Source organism: Streptococcus oralis, from assembly GCF_018448765.2.
Taxonomy (GTDB): Bacteria; Bacillota; Bacilli; order Lactobacillales; family Streptococcaceae; genus Streptococcus; species Streptococcus oralis_BM.
This window is the reverse complement of the sequence record NZ_JAHCMC020000001.1, coordinates 806,125-830,745: the sequence shown is the minus strand read 5'-3', so window position 1 is coordinate 830,745 and position 24,621 is coordinate 806,125. Positions and strand designations below refer to the sequence as shown.

The following is a 24,621-nucleotide window of genomic DNA, read 5'->3' as shown; positions in this document are numbered from 1 at the left end:
CTAATAAAAACTCTAAAGACTCATTTTTAGTACTATCATATTTAGTAGCACAAAACAACTAAACTACTTCTGAACTGTATATATTCTTTTGTACTTTAAGATACTCTTTTAGATTAATAATTTTGTCATTATGATTATTTTTTCTTTTAGCTTCATTATGATACACATAGTTGTTTACTTCAGCAAACTGCCCTGTATAAGTCTTTACTAATTCAAATAATTCATCAAGAGAAGAATCTAACTCCAATTTCTTTAGCAGAGATTCATTTTTATTTAAGAAATTTAAAAATTTATCAATATCTTTCTCAGTCAATTCACCTTTTTGAGCGGTAATTAAATACTGAGTTAACCTCTTTATTAAAGATTTTGATACACTATTCATCTAAATACTACGATACCCGTAATAACCAACTCCTCCTACAGCTAAAACTCCTGCACCTATTAGTCCAACTTTTATAGCCTTATTACCGATTAATTTATTTGCGGTATCTTTAGAAAAATCTACAGCTTTGAGATGTTTAATAATCTGTCCCTTATTATTTTTGATAACAGAACCAAATTGTTTGTATACACCTGATTCTAAGCCCTTTTGAATATCGTTGGGTATAACTAAATTAATATTATTAATAACCATAATAAAAACTCCCTTATATAAACTTCTCTTAAATTATACCATCAACAATGACTATTTGACACCAAAATAATATTTTAATTTAGTGAATGTAAAATTACTTATATATTGTGCAACTAAGATAATATACTTCAATAAAATGAAAATAAGTATTTATATTTTCCGCCTCTGTTTTATTCTACCTAAACAACAATAATATACTCTATAATGTCTAACGGGTGGTTTATTTGTCTCGCACCTTACGGAGCGAGACGGACTAATAGTCACATAATAATAAGGAAAGCACTTCTGCTTTCCTTTTTTATTTGCGTTTTTTCTTCGCTTTTTTCATTTTGTTGGCCATGCGTTTCATAGACTGTTTCATGGCAAATTCACCGATTTTACCTTTGAGACCTCCACCAAACATCTGGCTCATATCGGGCATGCCTGCGCCTCCGAGCCCCGACATATCGGGCATTCCACCTTGTCCCATCATGCCTTCGAGGGCAGACATATCCATCCCTCCCATATTTGGCATATTTTTTGGAAGGTTATTTGGATTGATTCCCATCTGCTTCATCATCTTGTTCATATCTCCAGACATGACACCTTGCATGAGCTGTTTGGCCTGGTTAAAGTCTTTGATGAATTTATTGACTTCGACAAAGGTATTTCCAGAACCTGCAGCGATACGACGGCGACGACTTGGATTTAACAAATCAGGATTTTCACGCTCCTCAGGTGTCATGGAAGACACAATGGCACGTTTGCGCGCAATCTGGCGCTCATCCACCTTCATATTTTGAAGGGCTGGATTGTTAGCCATACCTGGGATCATCTTGAGCAAGTCTTCCATTGGTCCCATGTTTTGCACCTGATCCAATTGATCAATGAAATCATTGAAATCAAAGGTGTTTTCACGCATCTTCTCAGCCATTTCAAGGGCTTTTTGCTCATCGTATTCCTGAGAAGCTTTCTCAATCAAGGTCAGCATATCCCCCATACCAAGGATACGACTTGACATACGGTCTGGGTGGAAGGTTTCGATATCCGTAATCTTTTCACCCGTACCAGTAAACTTGATTGGTTTACCAGTGATATGACGAACGGATAGAGCCGCACCACCACGAGTATCCCCATCAATCTTAGTAAGGATGACACCAGTTACTTCCAACTGAGCATTGAATTCACGGGCAACATTAGCCGCTTCCTGACCAATCATGGCGTCAACGACGAGTAGAATTTCGTTTGGTTGGGCCAATGCTTTTACGTCACGAAGCTCATTCATCAAGAGCTCATCAATCTGCAATCGTCCTGCCGTATCAATCAAGACATAGTCGTTGTGATTGGCTTGTGCTTGCTCCAAACCTTGACGAACAATCTCAACAGCTGGAACCTCTGTCCCAAGAGCGAAGACAGGCACATCTATCTGCTGTCCAAGTGTTTTCAACTGGTCAATGGCAGCTGGACGATAAATATCTGCCGCAATCATCAAAGGACGAGCATTTTCTTCCTTCTTGAGTTTATTAGCCAGCTTACCAGCAAAAGTCGTTTTACCAGCCCCTTGCAAACCGACCATCATAATGATTGTCGGAATCTTAGGTGACTTGATAATCTCAGCCGTATCAGAACCTAAAACGGCTGTCAGTTCCTCATCAACGATTTTGATAATCTGTTGAGCAGGATTGAGGGTATCAATGACGTCGTGCCCTACTGCACGCTCACGAACTTTCTTGATAAAGTCTTTTACAACAGGCAAGGCAACGTCAGCTTCCAGCAAGGCCAAACGAATCTCTTTTGTTGCTTCTTGGACATCAGCCTCAGAAATTTTTCCCTTTTTACGTAGATTTTTAAAGACGTTCTGCAAACGTTCTGTTAAACTTTCAAATGCCATTTTTCTTCCTCTTATTCTCTATTATCAATGCTTGTTAAAATTTCTATCTGCTCCAGCAGAAAGTCATCCTTGGGATAACGCTCCAAGATCTGGTCAAAAATCTGACTGCGAACAATGTAGTCCGAATACATGTGCAGTTTCATCTCATAATCTTCTAGAATCTTTTCTGTCCGCTTGATATTGTCATAGACAGCCTGACGACTGACACCGAACTCTTCAGCAATCTCAGCAAGACTATAATCATCAGCATAATAGAGTTCAATATAGTTCATCTGCTTGTCTGTCAAAAGCGCCGCGTAAAATTCAAAAAGCGCATTCATACGATTGGTTTTTTCGATTTCCATAACCTTTATTATACCAAAAAAACGATTTTACTGCTAGAGTAGGAGCACTTCAAATAGAGTAAGAAGAAAAAAAGAACCTTGCAAGGCAAGATTCTTTTAGTGTCTGACTTAAATAATTGTTCTTCTGGGAACTTAATCGAATTAAGCTTCGATTTCTGTAACCATACCTGAACCAACAGTACGTCCACCCTCACGGATAGAGAATGTAGTACCTTGTTCTACGGCGATTGGGTGGATCAACTCAACGTCGATAGTCACATTATCACCAGGCATTACCATTTCAGTACCTGCTGGAAGTTCGATTGAACCTGTAACGTCAGTAGTACGGAAGTAGAATTGTGGACGGTAGTTGTTGAAGAATGGAGTGTGACGTCCACCTTCTTCTTTAGTAAGGATGTAGACTTCACCTTTGAATTTAGTGTGTGGGTTGATTGAACCTGGTTTAGCGATAACTTGTCCACGTTCGATTTCGTCACGTTGAATACCACGAAGAAGGACACCTACGTTATCTCCGGCAAGACCTTCATCAAGTTGTTTACGGAACATTTCAACACCAGTAACAACTGCTTTTTGAGTTTTGTCTTTGATACCAACGATTTCGATTTCGTCGTTGACACGAACAGTACCACGGTCGATACGTCCTGAAGCAACAGTACCACGTCCAGTGATTGAGAATACGTCTTCGACTGGGAGAAGCAATGGTTTATCTGTATCACGTTCTGGTTCTGGGATGTACTCATCAACAGTATCCATCAATTCCATGATGATATCTTCGTATTTAGTATCACCTTCAAGTGCTTTAAGAGCTGAACCTTGGATAACTGGAAGATCGTCACCTGGGAAGTCGTATTCTGACAAGAGGTCACGGATTTCCATTTCAACCAATTCAAGCAATTCTTCGTCGTCTACCAAGTCAACTTTGTTCATGAAGACGATAAGGTGTTTAACACCAACTTGACGTGAAAGAAGGATGTGTTCACGAGTTTGTGGCATTGGTCCGTCAGTTGAAGCTACTACAAGGATAGCTCCGTCCATTTGAGCGGCACCAGTGATCATGTTTTTAACGTAGTCCGCGTGTCCTGGAGCGTCGATGTGAGCATAGTGACGTTTTGCAGTTTCATACTCAACGTGCGCAGTGTTGATAGTGATACCACGTTCGCGTTCTTCTGGAGCAGCATCGATAGACGCATAGTCTTTAGGTTGGTTAACTGCTGAAGGCAAACGACGTGCCAAAACAGTTGTGATAGCTGCAGTCAAAGTAGTTTTACCGTGGTCAACGTGTCCGATAGTACCAATGTTAACGTGTGGTTTACTACGATCGTATTTTTCTTTTGCCATTTGAGTAAAAGCCTCCAATAAAATATATTTTATAGATAGACAGTAGGCAATACAGTCTAACTTTCCTTACTATTTTATCAAATTTCTGCTAAATTGCAAGTGTTTTACACATATTTTGTGAATTAATCTGAATCTTACAAAGTGCTGTTCTTCTGCTTCTTTATACAATTCAAGCTTATTTCATTCTAGCGGTATTATGCTCACAAAAAAAATCAGGTTTCCCCTGATTCTAAATGGATTCTGATTTTTCCAGTTCTTTAGCTTCCTTATGATTTTCATATAATTTTGCCAAGAACTTAGTGATTTCTTTGAGAATAGAGTAGGTTGGCACTGCTACAATCATCCCTATGACGCCGTAGATATTACTTGACAATAAGAGAAGCACCAAAATCGTAATCGGATGCACTTTCATAACCCCTCCAACGATACGTGGATAGAGAACATTTCCATCAATCTGTTGAATAATAAGCATATAAGCAACCGCAATCAACATACGATGAGGATCCGTGAACACATTGGCAATCACCATTGGAATCAAGCCAATACTTGGACCAACATAAGGAATTAAATTTGCGATTCCAGAGAAAATAGCAAAAACTAGTGCGTACTTTAATCCGATAACGCTATAACCAATATAAGCTAAACCCCCAATAATAACTGCATCAATCGCAATTCCACTGATATAACGTGCTATGGTTGTATTGAGATTGGTTAAAAGGCTAGAAAGATTCAATTTGTCATGTTTTAAGACGGTACGTTCCAACATTGGTAGCAACTTATGACCATCCAACAAGAAATAAATCAAGAATACAGGGGTCATAATGAGAATCAGAACCGTGCTAAACAAGGCTGAAAGGACGCTTCCTAAACTGTTGCTGACGCTATTCAGGATATTCTGGAGGATATCCACATAGGAGAGGTTAAGTTGTTGAATGGTTTGTTGAATATCAATATTTTGGAAGACTGGATTCATGGACAAATCAATGATCAAATCTTGTAGTCTACTATAGATGTTTTGGCTAGAAATAATCAAGCTAGTCAACTGATTAATCAGAATCGGCAAGAGGTAGACGACCCCAACAACGATAGCACCAATTAAAGCACAGAGAGTGACCAAGACACCAATTAGACGATTAATCTTACATCTCTTTTCCAAAAAGGTAACGATTGGATTGGTAATGTAGTAAAAAAATCCACCTAACAAAAATGGAATCATGATGGTATTCACAACCGTCACGAAAGGAGTAATAATCGCTCCCATCTCTCTCCAAAGATAGAAAATCAGTGTTAATAATAAAATTTCAGCTGTCCAAAAAAATAATTTGTTTCTACGGAACATAGGCATCCTCCTTGTCTCTATTTTATCATATTTCTTAAAAAGATAAGATGGCTTTAGTAAAAAAGCGAGAATATTTTTTTTCTTTATGATAAAATAAAGCTAATATGAAAAAAATAATTTTATCTTTTATAACACTTTTTGTTTTTGGAACAGCTTCTACTGTTTCTGCTCAGGAGTTTGACGTTGCTGCTAAACATGCCATTGCTGTCGAGGCTACAACTGGAAAAATCCTCTACGAAAAAGATGCAAATCAGCCTGTAGAAATTGCTTCTATTACGAAACTAGTTACAGTTTATTTGGTCTATGAAGCCTTGGAGCAAGGGACTATCAGTCTGTCAACACCTGTTGATATTTCGGACTATCCTTACAAACTTACAACTAATTCTGAGGCCAGTAACGTCCCTATGGAAGCTCGAAATTATACTGTTGAACAACTATTAGAGGCTACAATGGTATCCAGTGCAAACAGCGCTGCGATTGCGCTAGCAGAAAAGATTGCTGGTTCTGAGAAAGACTTTGTAGACAAGATGAGGGCTAAACTTCTTGAATGGGGAATCCAAGATGCAACTATTGTAAACACTACTGGTTTAAATAATGAGACCCTTGGCGATAATATCTATCCAGGTTCTAAAAAAGATGATGAAAACAAGTTGAGTGCCTACGACGTTGCAATCGTCGCTCGTAATCTCATCCGAGATTATCCTCAAGTTTTGGAAATCACTAAAAAGCCAACTTCTACTTTTGCTGGACTTGAAATCCACTCAACCAACTATATGTTGGAAGGAATGCCAGCCTATCGTGGTGGTGTCGACGGTTTGAAAACAGGTACTACCGACAAAGCCGGTGCCTCTTTCGTTGGAACAACCGTTGAAAAAGGAATGCGTATCATTACGGTTGTTTTAAATGCGGACCAACAAGATAGCAACCCTTATGCACGTTTTACTGCAACTTCTTCACTTTTAGATTATGTTTCTGCGAACTTTACTTTAAAAACTGTCGTTCAGAAAGGCGAAACCTACAAAGATAGTAAAGTGACAGTCCTTGACGGGAAAGAAGATAAGGTAGCCGCAATTGCTAAGTCAGATATTTCAATCGTCCAACGAGTTGGAAATGAAACAACATCAGCTCTTCAATTCACACCAAAATCAGAAATAGCTCCACTGGAAGAAGGCAAGGTTGTCGGTACTCTAACCTATGACGATCAGGATTTGGTCGGTCAAGGTTATCTCACTTCTGAAAAACCTTCTTTTGAAATGGTCGCTGAAAAGAAAGTAGAAAAAGCCTTCTTTTTAAAGGTTTGGTGGAATCGTTTTATCCGCTTTATCAATGAGAAGCTATAAAAAAATCGCGAAGAATCGCGATTTTTTCTTTATTTCATTTCTTTAAAAGCCGCTTCTGCATCTGCATTGCTAATAGCACCGAACTGAATTTTCCCAATTTTACCTTGACTGTCAATCAAGTATTCCGTTGGAATACTACGAATTTGGTAGGCTTGAAAGGCAGTTGCTTGGGTATCATACAAGACTGGTATATCCTTATACCCTTGCTCTTGAAACCATTTTGGAAAGTCTTGAACTGTTTTTTCACCTTGTAGACCTGGTGCAATGACACTCAAGATTTCAAAGTCTCGATCTTGTTTGGCAGCTAATTCCATCAGCTCAGGCATGCTTTTTTTACATGGTCCACACCAAGAAGCCCAGAATTTCAAATAGACCTTTTTCCCTTTATAGTCTGATAACTTCACTTCTTTGCCATCCATAGACTGCAAGGTAAAGTCTGGCGCATCCTTACCCACTGCGATTTGTTGTACAGCAGGTTGTTTTGGACTGCTTGTCTGTTTGGTTTCTTTTTCACCACAGGCAATCAATAGAAATAGAGACATAATACTCAATCCTATAAAAATAACTTTTTTCATCTTTTTCTCCTTTTATCCAAGAATTCCTGACAAGGCATTTAACTGCCCTAGCATTAATAATAATCCCATCAAAATAATCAAAGCTCCCCCGATTTTCTTTAGTAGAATCATATGGGGTTTTAATTTACTAAAATAGGGCATAATCCAGCCCGAAGCCAAGGCTAAAACAAGGAAAGGAAGAGCCATCCCCAATGTGTATACTAATGTTAACACGGCTCCTTGCCAAGCACCATTCCCTCCTGAAGCCGCTAGAGCTAAGACCGAACTTAAAACTGGTCCGATACAAGGAGTCCAGCCAAAACTAAAGGTTATCCCAAGTAAAAAGGCTGATAGATAGTGATTTGACTTTGATTGTTTGAAGGTGACTGTCTTTTGAACTTCCAGTTTATTGAAATGCAAGATTTCCATCTGGTGAAGCCCTAAAAGAATAATGACTGTCCCCATAGCATAACGAAACCAGTCTGCATAGAGCATGTGCCCTAGGAATCCAGCCCCAAATCCTAGAATAAAGAAAATGAGGGAGATTCCTGCAATAAAACACAAGGTCCGAATTAAGCCTGACCAGGCAACGTCTCTTCCAAAAAAGTGGAAACTTTTCGAATTTCCCTGATCATCCAGTAAAATACCAGCATAGACAGGTAGCAAGGGAAAGATGCAGGGTGAAAAGAAGGACAGAATACCTGCTAAAAAAACGGATACTAGAAATATAATCGACTCCAACGAATTACCTACTTTCTCAAAATTCTAATCTTATTTTACTATAAAAGAAAAAAATTGTAAGAAGTCTGCTACGCTTATTTATTTTGACTAAATTTGACACAAAAAAAGGAGCTAAGCTCCTTTATTTTAATACGTTCCTTCTTCACCTTGACTAGTCAAGATAACAGGACCGTCTTTAGTAATCACAAACTGGTGTTCATATTGGCAAGACAGGCCACCATCTATAGTCTTATGAGCCCAGCCAGTCTTCATATCTGTATCAATTTCCCAGTCTCCAGTATTGATCATGGGTTCAATGGTTAGTACCATTCCTTCACGGAGACGGAGTCCACGGCCTGCAATGCCGTAGTTAGGAACCATTGGCTCCTCGTGCATAGTTGGACCAACACCATGTCCAACCAAATCACGTACAACCCCGTAACCGCGACTTTCAGCGTATTCTTGAATGGCTGCACCAATATCACCGATACGATTGCCGACAACTGCTTGCTCAATTCCTACATACATAGCTTCCTTGGTTACGTCCATAAGGTTTTTCACTTCTTCAGACGGTGTACCAACCGCATAAGCCCAACATGAGTCAGCTAAACCACCAGTATAACTTTGGGTGTATTTTTTCATTTGCTCAACATTGTTAAAGTTGAGTTTAGATACATTGAGGTCGGATTTGGCAATCGGACCACCCAATACCATGTCAACCTTGAGCAAATCGCCATCTTTCAAGATGTAATGACGTGGGAAAGCGTGAGCTACTTCGTCATTGAGAGAGCAACAAGTGGCATAGGGGTAATCCATGACAGCACCATCCACACCAATCTGTAAAGGAAGGAAATTCTCCTCTTTACAACGTCGACGAACATACTCTTCAACTTCCCACATATCCACGCCTGGCTTAATCAAATTACGTAAGCCGATATGGATACTTGCTAGGAAATCACCAGCCTTGTCCATGGCTTCGATTTCACGTGCTGATTTTAAAGTTATCATTTTTTCTCCTAGATTCTAATTAATTTTAACCGTAACATTTGCTTTTGAAACAATCTGATGACCATGATAAATATCATAATCAATAATAGCTGAGCGTCTCGTGTGGTGAATAATACGAGCCTGAATCCGCAGAGTATCATCTATCTGTACAGCCTGCAAGAAATAAATCAACATCTGTTCAATGATGAGATTACGTCCGCTATTCACAACTAGGTCTTGGGTCATATGGTTGAGGATTTCAGCCAAGACTCCATTAGCAAGGACCCCATTTTTCTCCAACATGAAGGGCTCAACAGTTATAACGACTTCATCATGATGATAAGAGAGTTTTTGCCCAATTTGCTCTGAGAAAGTTGGCAAGGCAGAAACTTGGGAACGGCTCATCTTTTCCATGACATCTCGTCGTGTTACGACACCAAGTAGGGTTTGGTTGCTTCTGACAACGGGAACCATCTCAAAGTCTTCTGCAATCATTCGTTGACTGACATTGGCAATATTGGTCGCCAATCCTGTTACGAAGATACTGCGCGTCATCACCTTGTCAATCGTCGTGCTGGGAGACTTGTCTCCTGCGTCACGCATAGTAACAACCCCAACAACCACTTGGTATTGGTTAACGACTGGAAAACGGCTACTTCTGTTCTTACGAACCAAGTCTAGATAGTCTTTGACTGTATCCGTTTCTCTCAAAAAACCATACTCATGACTGGGACGATAGAGCTTTTCAACTGTCAGAATGTCGGTTTTGATTTGAACATTTGAGAGGGCTTTGTTAATCATGGTCGCTACTGTAAAAGTATCATCTTTACTTCTCAGGACTGGAATATTTTTTTTATTGGCCAACTCAAGAACATCGTCCTGAACATGAAAACCACCTGTAACGAGGACCGCATTTTCATTTTCTAAGGCTAGAAGTTGAATACGAGTACGGTCACCTACGATCACAAGACCACCATCATGAAGATAGGACAGGATATTCTGCTCTGTCATGGCCCCAATGGAAAATTTGCTAAACTCTCTCTCTAGCCCTTCCTGGCCGGCTAAAACTTCAGAGGAGGTGACTTCAGCAATTTCAGCATAGGTTAGCCGTTCAATAGCCACTTTTTTGGGCTTAACTCGTATGGTTCCACTACGTGGCCGAGTTTCAACGATGCCACGATTTTCAGCTTCTTTGATAGCTCGGTAGGCGGTTCCGTCACTAACACCTAGATGATTAGAGATACTGCGAACACTAACTCTTTTCCCAATTGGCAACTCTTCCAGATAGGACAAGATTTCCTGGTGTTTACTCATTGAATTCTCCTTTTATATATCGAAATTCAAGATAGTCCCTCATTTTTCGTGTATAGCGGTCACTCCCTTTAAACTGTCGGAAGAGACTAAAGCCTGATTTTAAGGCTACTTTTTGACTAGCCTGATTCTCCAGATGAGTGATGATGGATAATTGTTTTAAACCAAATTCTTCAAAGGAAAGCTGACAAAGCTTGGTAACTACTTCTGTCATATAACCTTGTGACCAAGAATCCTTTTTTAAGAAATAACCAATTTCTGCTTCTTTTTTGATTTCATCAATCTTTTCAAATTTAATAGAGCCAATCATTTCCTGATTTCCTTGGAGACAAATAGCCCAAACACCTAGAGGAGCCTTCATAAAATAGTTGGCAAGCGCGTATTGACTTTCTTCTAAACTTGCTTGACTGGGAAAAATAAACTGCAAATTTTCAGGATTGGAAGCAATCTCGAAAAACGCTTGACTGTCACTAAAAAAGAAAGGACGCAAATACAAGCGCTCCGTTTCAAAAAAAGAAAACATTGCTAATTTGGTCCAAATATTCATAATCACCTCAACGGTTTAGTCTTCAATGAGTGTAATATCCGCTCCGAGACTACGTAATTTCTCAATAATATCTGAGTAGCCACGCAAGATAAACTCAATATTTGTAATTTCAGTTTTACCTTCAGCCATCAAGCCAGCGATGACAAGTGCAGCACCAGCTCGCAGGTCTGTAGCTTTTACGCTTGCCCCGTGCAACCTACGACCACCGTTGTAGATAATATGATCATTTGTAGTCGTAATATCCGCATCCATTTTTGCTAATTCAAAAACATGGTTAACACGTTTTTCATAGATCGTATCAATAATGGTTCCACGACCTTGAGCAGTCAGCAATAGTGGAGTTATAGGCTGTTGCAAATCGGTTGCAAATCCAGGATAAGGAGCTGTTTTGATATTGATGGCCTTCAAATCAGACTGTTCTTCAACGAAGATACTGTCTTCTGAGACCGTCATATGAACACCCATTTCCTCTAGTTTGGCGATAAAACCTTCTAAGTGCTCATAGAGAACGTTGTTAATGCGAATTCCTTTTCCTACCGCTGCAGCAAGTGAAATATAGGTTCCAGCTTCGATACGATCTGGAATGACTTGGTGACGCGTCCCATGAAGTTTCTCAACACCATCAATAATGATAATATCAGTTCCTGCACCACGAATGTGGGCGCCCATATTGTTCAAAAGGGTAGCAACATCGATAATTTCCGGTTCACGAGCCGCATTTTCAATGACAGTACGCCCCTTAGCTTTGACCGCAGCAATCATAGTGTTAATCGTTGCTCCAACGCTGACGGTATCCATGTAAATACTTGCTCCGTGAAGTCCCTTACCTTGGGCAGATAAATTCATATTATCTCCCTCATAGCTGACCTTAGCACCCATGGCTTCAAAGGCTTTTAAGTGAAGGTCAATCGGACGAGGCCCCAGATCACATCCACCAGGAAGTCCAACTGTAGCTTCACCAAAGCGACCTAAAAGACTTCCGTAGAAATAATAAGAAGCACGCAAGCTATTAATCTTACCATAAGGCATAGGAATGTTTTGAACGCCTCTTGGATCAATCTCCAAGACATCGTCATAACGCTTAACAGTTGCCCCCATAATCTCCATGATTTCGACAAGACTAGCAACGTCTGAAATATCTGGAACACAATCTAAAGTGACAATATCATCTGATAAGATAATAGCTGGAATAAGTGCTACAACACTATTTTTAGCACCACTAATGGTGATCTCACCTTGCAATGGACGTCCACCATTGATGACAATTTTTCTCATGTTTTACTCTTTCAAAATTTACTAAAAAGGTCTTTTCATTCTATTATACCACAATTTTCAATTTTTTCCCACTCCTATTGATTAAACATTCCATTTCGATAAAAAAAGGCCTATCACACAAGCGATAAAGCTTGATATGATAGGCTTTGTAATGTTAGATTAGCGTACAGTGCGGATGCGCATTGTGTTTGTACGAACAGCTTCACCAACTGGTACACCTGCAACGATAACGATATCGTCACCAGATTGTACAAGACCTGCTTCAACTGCTTTACGTTCAGCGATTTCGAACATATCGTCAGTTGATGATGGAGCATCTGTCAACATTGGGATAACACCCCAGTTCAACATCAATCCACGTTCTGTCAATTCGTCAAATGTCAATGCCAAGATATCAGCATTTGGACGGTATTTAGAGATCAAACGTGCAGTGTGACCAGTCTTAGTAAGAGTTACAACCAATTTGATGTCCATTGAGTTTGTTGCATCTTTAACTGCTGAAGCCATAACTTCTGTCTTAGAGTTACGTTCAAATGAATCTGAGTTCAAACGTCCGTATTCGTTAAGAAGAGTTTGAGCGTTCTTGTCAATTGTAGCCATTGTTGTAACTGACTCAAGTGGGTATTTACCATTTGCAGACTCACCTGAAAGCATTGTTGCGTCAGTTCCGTCGATAACAGCGTTAAATACGTCTGATACTTCTGAACGAGTTGCACGTGGTTTTTCAGTCATTGTTTCAAGCATGTTTGTTGCTGTGATAACAACTTTACCTGCCGCGTTCACTTTAGTGATAATCATTTTTTGGTAAACTGGGACCATTTCGAATGGTACTTCGATACCCATATCACCACGAGCGATCATGATACCGTCAGCAGCTTCAATGATTTCATCCAAGTTTTCGATACCTTGTTGGTTTTCGATTTTAGCGAACAATTGAACGTGACCGTTACCAGTTTCTTCACAGATTGCACGAACTTCGTTAACGTCTTTCGCAGTACGGACGAATGAAATCGCGATGAAGTTGATACCTTGTTCAAGACCAAAGCGGATATCATCGTTATCACGTTCAGCAAGAGCTGGGAAAGGAATTTTAGTGTTTGGGATGTTTACACCTTTTTGCTTAGCAATGATACCGTCATTTTCAACGACTACTTCAAATTCACGAGTTGCATCGTCTTTTGAAAAAACACGAAGACCGAGTTTACCATCGTCAACCAAAACTTGGTGACCAACTTCAACATCATCGTAGATGTCAAGGGCACCAGCAACGTTCAAAGCAATCACTTCACGAGTTGATTTGATTCCTTGTTTAGTTGCAACACGGATTTTTTCACCAGTTTTGTAAGAGTACTCTTTTGCGTCACCTTCAAACAATTCTGTACGGATTTCAGGTCCTTTAGTATCAAGAAGGAAACCAACTTTTTTACCTGCAAGTTTTTCAGCAAGTTTAACAGTTGCCATACGCTCACCTTGTTCTTGGTGGTCACCGTGTGAGAAGTTGAAACGGAAAGTGTTAGCTCCCGCTTCAATCAATTTAGCAATGTTTTTTGCTGAAGCTTCAACGTCAAGTTTTTCACCCCAGTATCCGTCATCACCGAATTTCTTTCCACCACGGATTTCAACCGCAGGACCCAAAGTTGCAACGATTTTTACACGTTTATTCATGATTTGTGACTCCTTTATATAATTTGACCTTTTATGGTCATTTTACCAGATTAGTTAAAGTTGATTAGGACAAGCTCTTGTTCAAGCTAGCAAGTCCAAGGTCAGCTTTGTGAGGGTTGTTAACAACGATTTTGCCATCAGCAGTTAGGCTGAACAAGGCTCCTTCTTCTGCTGTTCCAAGAATTGGGTTTTCAACCATTTTTTCGTTACGGATACCAACAGCAACACCACCGATTCCTTGTTTGAGAAGTTTAACAGCGTGTGCTCCCATACGTGACGCTAATACACGGTCACGAGCGGTTGGTGAACCACCACGTTGGATATGTCCAAGCTCAGTCACACGAAGGTCACTAGTATCTCCTGCTTCCTTGAGTTTCTTACCAAATTCATTGGCAGACATAACCCCCTCGGCCAAAACGATGATGTTGTGTTTTTTACCACATTCATAACCAGCTTTGATACTAGCTACGATATCTTCCATCTTGAAGCCTTCTTCAGGGATAATGATTTCATCAGCACCAGTTGCAATACCTGCCCAAAGTGCGATATCACCAGCATTACGTCCCATTACTTCAACAACGAAAGTACGACGGTGACTTGATGATGTATCACGAATTTTATCGATTGCATCCATTGCAGTAGTAACTGCGGTATCAAATCCGATTGTGAAGTCAGTACCTACGATATCGTTATCGATTGTACCTGGAAGTCCGATAGCAGGGAATCCATGCTCAGTCAAGCGCATAGCTCCGTGATAAGAACCGTCACCACCGATAACAACGACACCTTCGATACCGTGTTTTTTCAACTGCTCAATCCCTTTAAGTTGACCTTCGAGTTGTGCAAACTCAGGGTAACGAGCAGAGTGAAGGAAAGTACCACCACGGGAAATGATGTCTCCTACTGAAGCAGCATCAAGTGGATAAATTTCTCCGGCAACCATACCAGCGTATCCATCATAGATACCAAATACTTCCATTCCTTCTGAGATTGCTTGGCGAACTACTGCACGGATGGCAGCATTCATACCAGGGGCGTCTCCACCACTGGTCAAAACAGCAATACGTTTCATTTGGTTTTTGCTCCTTTTCCTTTTAACATTCTTACTGATTATACCACATTTAAATCGAAAATTCTTCTATTTTTCGTATTTTTAGCGATAAATCGTTTTCATGGTAATTTCCTTTAATTTCTCCTGTAAAGCAGGCTCTTTTTTTACAAAATGCCGTGTAGAAACAACTGTTTTTTGCTCCTCTTCATACCTGATAATCACAGGAATTGGGCCTTTGTATTGTTCTAGGATATTTGAAATCTCTTTATCGTATTCATGATTTTTAACTTGGATCCAGAATCGTTCCGCTACTGCTTCTTTCAAATCTTGTGCAATCATTTGCAGACGACCATCTCGAGATTGAACCTTCCCATTGATATAGTAAAATTTCCCTTCGGAGAGGATGGGGGCGAATTTTCTATATTGATCTGAAAATACAGTCACATCCATCCGAGACTTACTGTCATGAACCTGTAGGAAAGCCATGTTCTCGCCCTTCTTGGTTCGAATCACTTTTAGTTTTTGAACTTCAACTAGGAGAGTAGCTTGAGCTCCCTCAGTAAGATTAGCAATTGACACCGTCGGATAAATGGCTTGTTTGGCAAGAGTTTGGAGAGGATGGGCACTGATACCTACCCCAATCAGTTCCTGCTCCTTGTAAAATTTCTCCGCCTCAGTAAAATCATCAGCTTCAGTCCAACTATAGTTTGTATCCGCAAAGAGTCCACCTAACTCCTCAACAAAAACAAATAAGTTTGGTAGGTTCACTAATATTTTCTGGCGATTCTTGTCAAATTCATCAAAAAGCCCTAGTTCAACCAAAGGCGTCAAAAGCGACAGTTTCTTGTAATTCTTGGGAAGACGTGTGACGAAATCTTCCACACTTGAAAAAGGACGATTTTCGATGATCCAGTAAGACAAATCTCTCGGTAGTCCCTTAATGGCTTTTAGACCAAGATAGATTCTCTTCTGGGTAATCTTATCATGATAGGGAATACTGTTGATTGCTAAAGGCGCTACTTCAAAGCCCATCTGCAATGCATCTACAATGTAATCACTGCTAGAATAATTCAACATGACTTGGAAGAAAATTGCAGTATAGTGTGTCTTGAAATAAGCAAGCTGGAAAGCTAGGGCTGAGTAGGCATATGCGTGGGATCGGTTAAATCCGTAGCCGGCAAACTTTTCCATCACTGCAAAAACTTGGTTGGCCTTTTCTTCTGTATGCCCCAATTTCATAGCTCCCGTGATAAAATCTTCCTTCATCAAATGCATCTCTTTAGCATTTTTCTTACCCATGGCTCGTCTGAGAATGTCAGCTTTACCAAGACTGAAGCCTCCAAATCGCTGAGCAACCTGCATGACCTGTTCTTGATAGAGCATGATACCATAAGTTGATGACAGAACATCCTCCAGGGCTGGGTCCAACACCGACACCTTTTCTTTGCCGTGCTTCCGAGCCACAAAGTTATCAATATAATCGCTAGCCCCTGGTCTATTGAGGGATGTCGTTGCTACCACTTCTTCGAAGACTTGTGGTTTGACCCGTTTCAAGAGTCGAATGGCGCCAGGTTGTTCAAATTGGAAAATCCCCTTGGTATTTCCAGAAGCAAAAAGGGCCAGAGTTTCTTTGTCTTCCAAATCAATCTCTTCGATTTTCAGATGAACACCCTCTGACTCAGCAAGTAATTCCTGCATTTTTTGGACAAAAGTCAAGTTACGCAGACCTAGAAAATCCATTTTTAAAAGGCCATTAGCTTCAACTGCATGTGCATCATATTGGGTGATCAGCATATCCTCACCGTATTTGAGCGGGATATAGTCTGTCAGATCTTGGTCACTCATAACGACCCCAGCGGCATGGATAGAGGTCTGACGAGGATACCCTTCAATCTTTCGAGCAATCTCAAAAGCTTTTTGGTATTCAATCTTGCTATTGATAATCTGCCTAAACTGCAAATTCTTTTCATAGGCTGTCGTTAGCGTATCTCGAAAACTGATTTTTTTCGTAATATTGGTTAATTCGTACTCTGGAACGCCATAGCGTTTGAAAACATCACGAATCGCTTGTTTTGCTCCAAAGGTCGAATAAGTGACAATCTGTGCCACATGTTGACTACCATACCGATCACGAACATAGCGAATGAACTCTGGTCTATAGAGGTCAGGAATGTCGATATCGATATCGGGCATGGTGTAGCGCTCACGATTTAAAAAGCGCTCGAAAATCAAGTTCTTTTCAACCGGATCAATCCCTGTGATATCAAGTGAGTAAGCCACCAGACTACCAACCGCAGAACCACGCCCCATTCCCATATAATATCCTTGGGAACGTCCAAAACGGAGCAAATCCCAAACTACAAGGAAATAGTCGTCAAAGCCCATATCATGAATCACAGCTAATTCTTCATTTAGTCGCTCATGATAAATAGCTGAGGTTAGCCCCTTGTCACTCAAACCTTGCTCAGCCCTCTCTCGAAGTTCTTCGACCGCTGGTCTTTCAGGATTAAAGCGAGGAAGTTTTAAACTTGGATCAAGTTGGTAGCTAACATTCTCTATCAAACCTTGAAGATTGGCAAGTGCCTGAGAGAAGCGATTTTTAAATCGAGCTTCTAAACCTGAAGCAGGTAAAAAAATCCCTTGTTGTGAATGCAAATCCACTTCTCTTAGGCTGACATTGTCCTTGACTGCTGACAAGATTTGCAAAACTTGTAGGTCTTCTTTTTCAAAAGAGTTGACCTGATAGAGTGGAAGAATCGGTCTGGTAAAGACTTCTTGAGGAGTATCTGGACTAACACCGATAAAATAATCATGCCCCAAATCCAGTTGTTCGACCCCATTAAAATAAGGAACAATAATGGCCACATCTTCGAGGTGGGAGGTGAAGTCAGACCAATTTTTCCGTCCAGTCATTTTTAAAGTGGATAACTTCATCAACTCTTGATAGCCTTTAGTGGATAGGGCTAGAAAACGAAGAGAAATATTCTCCTCATCTTTGATCAAGGTCATTTCAAGACCAATTAAAGGTTGGATGCCATACTTACGAGTCACTTCTAGAAAATGATAGGCTCCATAGAGATTATCCACATCCATAATAGCAAGGTGAGAATAGCCATACTCTTTAGCTGTTTGTACATATTTTTCAATCGAAACCACACTTTCCATAAAACTATAAACAGTCTTGGTGTCGAGCTGCGAAATCATTTCTTCTCCTCCTTGCTTTCGTTTTACTACTATTATACCATTTTAAGTTGGATATTGAAGCAACTCGGATGCTTTCTTTTCAACATCAGCATTTACAACCTCTCCGTCTTTCTCCCCTTTAATTTTTAATATCATAAGATGGATTTGAATATCATTTTAGACATTTTTATACTAAGTAAAGTATAATAAAGCCGGACTCTATATGCAATTTCACATATAAAAAATTCTAAGAAGGGGCTTTTTATTATAGTATTTATTCATCATTTTATAATAACTTACTAAATAGGTATTCCGCTTCACGAAATTTCTTGCATTAAAGTTTATTTATTCCATTTTTCCTTATTTTTTGATATAATAAATTCAGTCTGTTTTCAAAGGAGAGAACCATGCGTTTTAATCAATTTAGCTATCTTCCGACCACTAGTTCTCAACAATTAGATGAACTAGCAAGTCTTGGTCTGGAATTGTCACCTCAACTGCCCTTAAAAAAGCAATTTGAAGACTTCATCCGTTGGAGTTTTTTCACTTATTCTAACACGGATTATGCCTTATCCACTTTGGCCGCGGATAACGAAACAGATCTATTAACTTTTTTCCAATCAGAGCGTGATTTAACTGCTGATGTTTTCTACACGGTAGTTTTTCAACTTTTAGGGTTTAACTATCTTGTTGACTTTGAGGACGCCGAACAATTTCGTAAAGAAACTGGATTTCCTATTGTTTATGGAGATCTCATCGAAAATCTTTATCAGTTACTCAATACACGAACTAAAAAAGGAAATACGCTCATCGACCAACTTGTTAGTGACGGACTCATTTTAGAAGACAATCACTACCACTACTTTAACGGTAAGAGCTTGGCAACCTTCTCTACTCATGATGTCATTCGTGAAGTCGTGTATGTCGAAAGTCGTGTGGATACTGATAAAGACGGTCTCCCTGACTTAGTCAAGGTCAGCATTATTCGCCCACGTTATAATGGACAGATTCCTTCAGTTATGACTGCCAGCCCTTATCACCAAGGGACCAACGTCAAAGCTAGCGATAAAGCTCTCTACAAAATGGAAGGAGAACTTGAGGTCAAACCTGCCCACACCATTGAGCTTGAGGAGCCTAAGCTGAATTTAGTCGAGCCTCTCGGCCAAGCTGAACTCGTCTCTGAAACTGAAGAAAAGTTAGCTCATATCAATAGCTCATATACCCTCAACGACTACTTCCTCCCACGAGGATTTGCCAATCTCTATGTATCGGGTGTTGGTACTAGGGATTCCCAAGGTCTCATGACTAATGGGGACTACCATCAAATTGAAGCATATAAAAACGTGATTGACTGGCTTAATGGTCGTTGCCGGGCTTTCACGGATCACACACGCAGACGCCAAGTCAAGGCCGACTGGTCAAACGGAAAAGTCGCAACAACAGGAATTTCCTATCTAGGCACCATGTCCAATGGTCTTGCCACCACTGGTGTTGATGGCCTGGAAGTGATTATCGCTGAAGCAGGAATTTCCTCTTGGTACAACTACTATCGTGAAAATGGTTTGGTGACCAGCCCAGGAGGCTATCCAGGTGAGGATTTTGACTCACTTGCTGAATTGACCTACTCCCGTAACCTCCTAGCCGGTGACTATATCCGCGCTAATGAAGCTCATCAGGCAGACTTAGAGAAGGTTAAAGAGAAACTCGATCGCAAGACTGGTGACTACAATCAGTTTTGGCATAACCGCAACTATCTGCTCAATGCTCATAAGGTTCAAGCTGAGGTCGTCTTTACGCATGGTTCTCAAGATTGGAACGTCAAACCTCTTCATGTTTACCAGATGTTTCATGCTCTTCCAACTCATATCAATAAGCACCTCTTTTTCCATCATGGTGCCCATGTCTATATGAACAATTGGCAGTCAATTGACTTCCGCGAATCCATGAATGCCTTGTTAAGTAAGAAATTGTTAGGACTTGACTCATGCTATCAACTCCCTACTGTCATCTGGCAGGACAATACTGCACCGCAAACATGGCAGAGCCTTGACGACTTTGGCAAACAGAATAAACTGCATACTTTCCCACTTGGAACTGAAGAAAAAATAATTCAAAACCAGTATGATCAAAAAGATTTTGAGCGTTATGGCAAGACTTACCAAACCTTCAACACAGAACTTTACCAAGGAAAAGCCAATCAAATCACCATTGACCTTCCAGTAAGTCAAGACATTCACTTAAATGGGCGAGTGGAGCTGAAACTTCGTGTTAAATCAAGTACAAACAAGGGCTTATTGTCTGCCCAACTCCTCCAACTAGGACAACAGAAGTACCTTCAACCCTATCCAACAGTTCAATCAGTCCGAACAATTGACAATGGTCGTTACCACATGTTAGAAAATCTCTGTGAACTGCCATTCAATCCAAGTGCTCAACGTGTCATCACTAAAGGCTACCTCAATCTTCAAAACCGAGATCATCTCTTAACAATCGAAGAAATCCAACCAAATGAATGGATGGACTTCAAGCTAGAGCTTCAACCAACTATTTACAAACTTAAGGAAGGAGACATTCTCCGCTTAGTCCTCTACACAACAGACTTTGAGATTACAATTCGAGATAATACAGACTATCACTTGACTGTTGATTCAGCACAGTCTACTATCACTATTCCCTCATAAAAGGAGCTATTAACACTTATGAACAAATCTGAACACAGACACCAACTTATTCGTGCCCTCGTTTCAAAAAATAAAATCCATACCCAAGCGGAATTGCAAGCCTTGTTAGCCGAAAACGATATCCAAGTTACACAGGCTACCTTATCACGCGATATCAAAACCATGAACCTTTCAAAAGTTCGCGAAGAAGATAATTCTTACTACGTGTTAAATACAGGCTCTATCTCCAAGTGGGAAAAACGTCTAGAAAATTATATGGAAGATGCTCTTGTTATGTTGCGTCCTGTCCAACACCAAGTTATTTTGAAAACTTTACCTGGTTTAGCCCAATCATTTGGATCTGTAATTGATTCCTTGGACTTTCCAGATGTCATTGCAACGCTTTGTGGAGATGATGTCTGCATGATTATCTGTGAGGATGCTACAAAAGCGCAAGCTTGTTTTGAAAGTCTTAAAAAATATGCACCACCATTTTTCTTTGGTGAATAACACAAATCCCGTGATCAAAAGATCACGGGAATTTTTTATTTCTTGGACTGTGTTTCTTTTTTCTTTGTACGTGCCAATCGAAGGGCACGTTTAGGGTTGAGACGATTAAACAATTCTTCTAGTTTCTTTTCATTCCACACATCTGCTGCAGAAACAAAATTTCCATCTGCATCTCGGAATGATATCGGTTTATCTCCCATATCAATCTCCTAGTCTACAAATTCAAATTCAAATTTACCGATGCGAACCAAATCACCATCTTTGGCACCACGCGCACGAAGGGCTTCATCAACCCCCATACCACGAAGCTGGCGGGCAAATTTCATAACTGATTCGTCACGGTCAAAGTTGGTCATGTTAAAGAGTTTCATGAGTTTCTCACCAGAAAGTACCCATGTAGCATCATCATCACGACTAATCTCAAAGGCCTTTTCTTCCTCGTCAAAGCCGTAGTACGCCTCTTCTTCCATATCGGATTCATCATAAATCGGGAATTCTGGAGTCTTGTCTAACAATTCAGCTGTCGCATCCAAAAGAGTTGCCAAACCTTGCTTGGTCAGACCAGAAATTGGGAAGATAGCTGGAAGTTCCTCAAACTCGTCGTAGTTTGCTGCTAACTTTTCCTTGAAAGTTTTCAGATTTTCCTGACTTTCAGGCATATCCATCTTGTTGGCCACGATGATCTGCGGACGTTCCATGAGACGAAGGTTGTAGGATTCTAATTCCTTATTGATAGCAAGGTAATCCTCATAAGGATCACGTCCTTCGCTAGCTGACATATCGATGACATGGAGGATAACTCGAGTACGTTCGATATGACGAAGAAACTGGGTTCCAAGACCAACCCCTTGACTGGCCCCTTCAATCAAACCAGGAAGATCTGCTACTGCAAAAGATTCACCTGACTGCGTACGGACCATCCCTAGATTAGGCACAATGGTCGTAAAGTGGTAAGCACCGATTTTTGGCTTAGCTGAAGTGATGACACTAAGCAAAGTTGACTTGCCGACAGATGGGAAACCGACTAGACCAACATCTGCTAAGATTTTCAATTCCAGTTGTAACTCACGTTCTTGACCTGGCTCTCCATTCTCAGAGATTTCAGGTGCAGGATTTTTTGGTGTTGCAAAACGGATATTCCCACGACCACCTCGACCGCCATGAGCCACGATAAATTCTTGACCATGTGCAATCAAGTCTGTAATGACTTTACCTGTTTCTGCATCACGTACAGTAGTTCCCTGTGGCACACGAACACGAAGGTCTTCTGCACCACGTCCGTGCATTCCTTTGGTCATCCCTTTTTCACCGGAATCAGCCTTGAAATGACGGTTATAGCGGAAATCCATCAAGGTACGCAAGCCTTCGTCTACCACGAAAACAACATTACCTCCACGTCCACCATCACCACCCCAAGGACCGCCATTAGGGACATATTTTTCACGGCGAAAAGCAACCATGCCATCGCCACCATTACCAGCCTTGACCTTGATCTTGGCTGTATCTAAAAACATACTCATATTTCTTCTCACTTTAAAAAGGCTGGGAGAACCCAGTCATTAGTTATTGTTTCTATCCTCTTAGCTTGCTTAGAATCTGCTAAAAGCTCCAAGCGCAGTTGCAAAGATACCAGCAAGGGTTACAAACAACATGATGAGCACGACAACAAGTGTCACTTTCTCAAACAATGTTTTTTTACGTTTTCCATTATCTCCAAAAGCCATAACTTCTCCTTTTAACTTTATAATTCTAAATTAATAGTCTGTCGAAACCGGTGCAACCACCCATAAAATGATGTAAACAAGGATTCCTGCTCCATAACAAAATGCAAGAACACCCCAAACAACACGAACAATTGTTGGGTCAATATCAAAATAATGGGCAACTCCTGCACAGACTCCACCAATTATTTGGTTTTTTCCACTTCGCATTAATTTTTTCATAATATTTTCCTCTTATTCTATTATTTGAATTCATCTTTCCAATAATCTCTGATGCTGGATAATTGCTTCCGAGAAGCCCGCAAAATACGCTTAGACTCTTTTACTGGACTTGTAACAGCCTGTTGGGGTAGATATAAAATCGTTTTCAAAAAGCGCTGACTGGCAGGTTTCCCATCATGTAATTCATGTTCAAAGTTATTTGAGATAATGGCATCAAGGTAAAACTCATGTACTCGTTTTCCAAAGTTCTCAGCCGAAATTTCGTACAACTTATCCGCCAACTTTTGTTCAGACATATCCGGAGTAGCGATTAAGGCTTCAAAGATGGCCCCTGCTAACTCCTGTTCTCCATAGTAGAGGGTTCCAAACATTTTGTCACTGATCAGGTTATCAAGATAGGGATTGCCATGAGCAATGACAGGCGTTCCACTAGCTAAACTCTCTAGATAAGTTAATCCCTGAGTTTCACTCGTAGAGGCAGAGATGAAGAAATCTGCAGCCTTATAGTATAGGGCTGTCTCGCTTGGAGCAATCATACCTGTAAAAATCACATGTTTTTGCAGGTTTAATTTCACTGCTTGCTCTTTCAAACTGTCCAGATAAGGACCGTCTCCAGCAACGACCAGCTTCACCTTGTCTTCTTCTTTCAATACTTCAGCAAAAGCATCTAGGACTGCTTGGATATTCTTCTCAAAGGAGATACGAGAAAGACTCAGTAACATTTTCTCGTCTTCCTGAATACCTAACTTCGAACGAAGTTCTTGCAAGTTTTCCTCTTTAATCTCAGGTCGTTCAAACTTAGCTAGATCAATTCCGGTTGGAATGACACGTTTTTCAACCTTGACTTTGTATTTAGATAAAAGGTCCCGAACAATCTCGCTAGGACAGATTACTCCATCTACATCACGAAGGAAACCACGTACCAGATATTTTACCATACTTGGACGAATCAACATCCCCTTAGCAATGTAATGTACATAGTCTTCGTACTGGGTATGGTAAGTATGGATAACAGGAATTCTCAATTCTCGTGCAATCCAAATCCCTAATAATCCAAGTGAAAATTCTGTCTGGGTGTGAATGATATCGAGCTGATACTGCTTGGCGATTTCAAGTGCCTTTGTAAAACCTCGATAGGCAAATCGTCGATCTTTAAATGCAAAGAAAGGAACACTCGGAATTCGAATAATTTGCCAATCCTCGTAGCGGTTCACATCTTTATCTGTTGTTGTAAAGATAAAAACTGCATGGCCTTGCTTCTCAAGCTCTGTCTTCAAGGTTCGAATACTGGTCGCAACCCCGGAAACCTGAGGAAAATAGGTGTCTGTAAATAAACCAATTCGCATAGAT

The 24,621-nt window shown here is 40.3% G+C and carries 23 protein-coding genes; 3 read left to right on the top strand and 20 right to left on the bottom strand.

From position 1 onward, the window contains the following. Positions 1–58 precede the first annotated feature (58 nt). The 6 genes from KIH88_RS04080 to KIH88_RS04055 form a co-directional block, all read right to left on the bottom strand. On the bottom strand, positions 59–382 hold the full coding sequence (locus KIH88_RS04080) for a hypothetical protein (RefSeq protein WP_225901062.1): 324 nt from the start codon (positions 380–382) through the stop codon (positions 59–61). Continuing rightward, positions 383–634, bottom strand: coding sequence for a hypothetical protein (locus KIH88_RS04075; RefSeq protein ID WP_225901061.1), 252 nt, complete (start codon positions 632–634; stop codon positions 383–385). Between the two features lie 298 nt (positions 635–932). Next, positions 933–2,504: a signal recognition particle protein gene (ffh, locus tag KIH88_RS04070; RefSeq protein ID WP_084851910.1), complete on the bottom strand. Its 1,572-nt coding sequence runs from the start codon at positions 2,502–2,504 to the stop codon at positions 933–935. A gap of 11 nt (positions 2,505–2,515) precedes the next feature. Then, positions 2,516–2,848, bottom strand: coding sequence for a putative DNA-binding protein (locus tag KIH88_RS04065; RefSeq protein WP_061427218.1), 333 nt, complete (start codon positions 2,846–2,848; stop codon positions 2,516–2,518). Between the two features lie 141 nt (positions 2,849–2,989). Beyond that, entirely contained in the window at positions 2,990–4,186 is a 1,197-nt protein-coding gene (gene tuf, locus KIH88_RS04060) for an elongation factor Tu (protein ID WP_213988482.1), read from the bottom strand. Between the two features lie 229 nt (positions 4,187–4,415). After that, positions 4,416–5,525 (bottom strand): AI-2E family transporter, encoded by a 1,110-nt coding sequence (locus KIH88_RS04055; RefSeq protein ID WP_213988481.1) that lies wholly within the window; start codon positions 5,523–5,525, stop codon positions 4,416–4,418. Positions 5,526–5,629: 104 nt separating this feature from the next. On the opposite strand from KIH88_RS04055, the gene pbp3 reads away from it, so the two are divergent. Continuing rightward, positions 5,630–6,865, top strand: coding sequence for a D-alanyl-D-alanine carboxypeptidase PBP3 (gene pbp3 / locus KIH88_RS04050; protein WP_213988480.1), 1,236 nt, complete (start codon positions 5,630–5,632; stop codon positions 6,863–6,865). 29 nt (positions 6,866–6,894) lie between these two features. On the opposite strand, the gene sdbB is transcribed toward pbp3, so the two are convergent. The 9 genes from sdbB to KIH88_RS04005 form a co-directional block, all read right to left on the bottom strand. Further along, entirely contained in the window at positions 6,895–7,440 is a 546-nt protein-coding gene (gene sdbB, locus KIH88_RS04045) for a thiol-disulfide oxidoreductase-associated lipoprotein SdbB (protein ID WP_084854122.1), read from the bottom strand. A 12-nt stretch (positions 7,441–7,452) separates the two neighbouring features. Next, positions 7,453–8,160: a thiol-disulfide oxidoreductase-associated membrane protein CcdA2 gene (ccdA2, locus tag KIH88_RS04040; RefSeq protein ID WP_213988479.1), complete on the bottom strand. Its 708-nt coding sequence runs from the start codon at positions 8,158–8,160 to the stop codon at positions 7,453–7,455. A gap of 126 nt (positions 8,161–8,286) precedes the next feature. After that, positions 8,287–9,147: a methionyl aminopeptidase gene (locus KIH88_RS04035; RefSeq protein ID WP_125840244.1), complete on the bottom strand. Its 861-nt coding sequence runs from the start codon at positions 9,145–9,147 to the stop codon at positions 8,287–8,289. Between the two features lie 15 nt (positions 9,148–9,162). Then, on the bottom strand, positions 9,163–10,440 hold the full coding sequence (spxR, locus tag KIH88_RS04030) for a CBS-HotDog domain-containing transcription factor SpxR (RefSeq protein WP_213988478.1): 1,278 nt from the start codon (positions 10,438–10,440) through the stop codon (positions 9,163–9,165). Beyond that, positions 10,433–10,984, bottom strand: a complete 552-nt coding sequence (locus KIH88_RS04025; protein ID WP_001028743.1) for a GNAT family N-acetyltransferase — start codon at positions 10,982–10,984, stop codon at positions 10,433–10,435. Before KIH88_RS04025 ends, spxR begins: the two co-directional genes overlap by 8 nt. A 15-nt stretch (positions 10,985–10,999) precedes the next feature. Continuing rightward, positions 11,000–12,259 carry a UDP-N-acetylglucosamine 1-carboxyvinyltransferase gene (locus tag KIH88_RS04020; protein ID WP_001227104.1) on the bottom strand — a complete coding sequence of 420 codons (1,260 nt, stop codon included), beginning with the start codon at positions 12,257–12,259 and terminating at the stop codon, positions 11,000–11,002. 159 nt (positions 12,260–12,418) lie between these two features. Then, positions 12,419–13,924: a pyruvate kinase gene (pyk, locus tag KIH88_RS04015; protein ID WP_213988477.1), complete on the bottom strand. Its 1,506-nt coding sequence runs from the start codon at positions 13,922–13,924 to the stop codon at positions 12,419–12,421. Between the two features lie 64 nt (positions 13,925–13,988). Next, entirely contained in the window at positions 13,989–14,996 is a 1,008-nt protein-coding gene (gene pfkA, locus KIH88_RS04010; protein WP_213988476.1) for a 6-phosphofructokinase, read from the bottom strand. Positions 14,997–15,077: 81 nt separating this feature from the next. After that, the gene (locus KIH88_RS04005; RefSeq protein ID WP_213988475.1) at positions 15,078–18,179 is read right to left on the bottom strand and encodes a DNA polymerase III subunit alpha; all 3,102 of its coding nucleotides are present in this window, start codon (positions 18,177–18,179) and stop codon (positions 15,078–15,080) included. Positions 18,180–18,565: 386 nt separating this feature from the next. On the opposite strand from KIH88_RS04005, the gene KIH88_RS04000 reads away from it, so the two are divergent. Both KIH88_RS04000 and KIH88_RS03995 read left to right on the top strand, forming a co-directional pair. Further along, positions 18,566–20,839 carry a Xaa-Pro dipeptidyl-peptidase gene (locus KIH88_RS04000; protein WP_213988474.1) on the top strand — a complete coding sequence of 758 codons (2,274 nt, stop codon included), beginning with the start codon at positions 18,566–18,568 and terminating at the stop codon, positions 20,837–20,839. Positions 20,840–20,857: 18 nt separating this feature from the next. Next, positions 20,858–21,328 (top strand): arginine repressor, encoded by a 471-nt coding sequence (locus KIH88_RS03995; RefSeq protein ID WP_007519472.1) that lies wholly within the window; start codon positions 20,858–20,860, stop codon positions 21,326–21,328. Positions 21,329–21,363: 35 nt separating this feature from the next. Here KIH88_RS03995 and KIH88_RS03990 read toward each other — a convergent pair whose 3' ends face one another. The 5 genes from KIH88_RS03990 to KIH88_RS03970 form a co-directional block, all read right to left on the bottom strand. After that, positions 21,364–21,528: a hypothetical protein gene (locus tag KIH88_RS03990; RefSeq protein WP_213988473.1), complete on the bottom strand. Its 165-nt coding sequence runs from the start codon at positions 21,526–21,528 to the stop codon at positions 21,364–21,366. 9 nt (positions 21,529–21,537) lie between these two features. Beyond that, positions 21,538–22,848, bottom strand: a complete 1,311-nt coding sequence (gene obgE / locus KIH88_RS03985; protein ID WP_033584114.1) for a GTPase ObgE — start codon at positions 22,846–22,848, stop codon at positions 21,538–21,540. Positions 22,849–22,917: 69 nt separating this feature from the next. Continuing rightward, positions 22,918–23,052, bottom strand: coding sequence for a DUF4044 domain-containing protein (locus tag KIH88_RS03980; RefSeq protein ID WP_000863851.1), 135 nt, complete (start codon positions 23,050–23,052; stop codon positions 22,918–22,920). 30 nt (positions 23,053–23,082) lie between these two features. After that, complete coding sequence (locus KIH88_RS03975; protein ID WP_213988472.1) at positions 23,083–23,271, bottom strand: PspC domain-containing protein; 189 nt, start codon at positions 23,269–23,271, stop codon at positions 23,083–23,085. A gap of 20 nt (positions 23,272–23,291) precedes the next feature. After that, positions 23,292–24,617 (bottom strand): glycosyltransferase family 4 protein, encoded by a 1,326-nt coding sequence (locus KIH88_RS03970; protein ID WP_213988471.1) that lies wholly within the window; start codon positions 24,615–24,617, stop codon positions 23,292–23,294. Positions 24,618–24,621 lie beyond the last annotated feature (4 nt).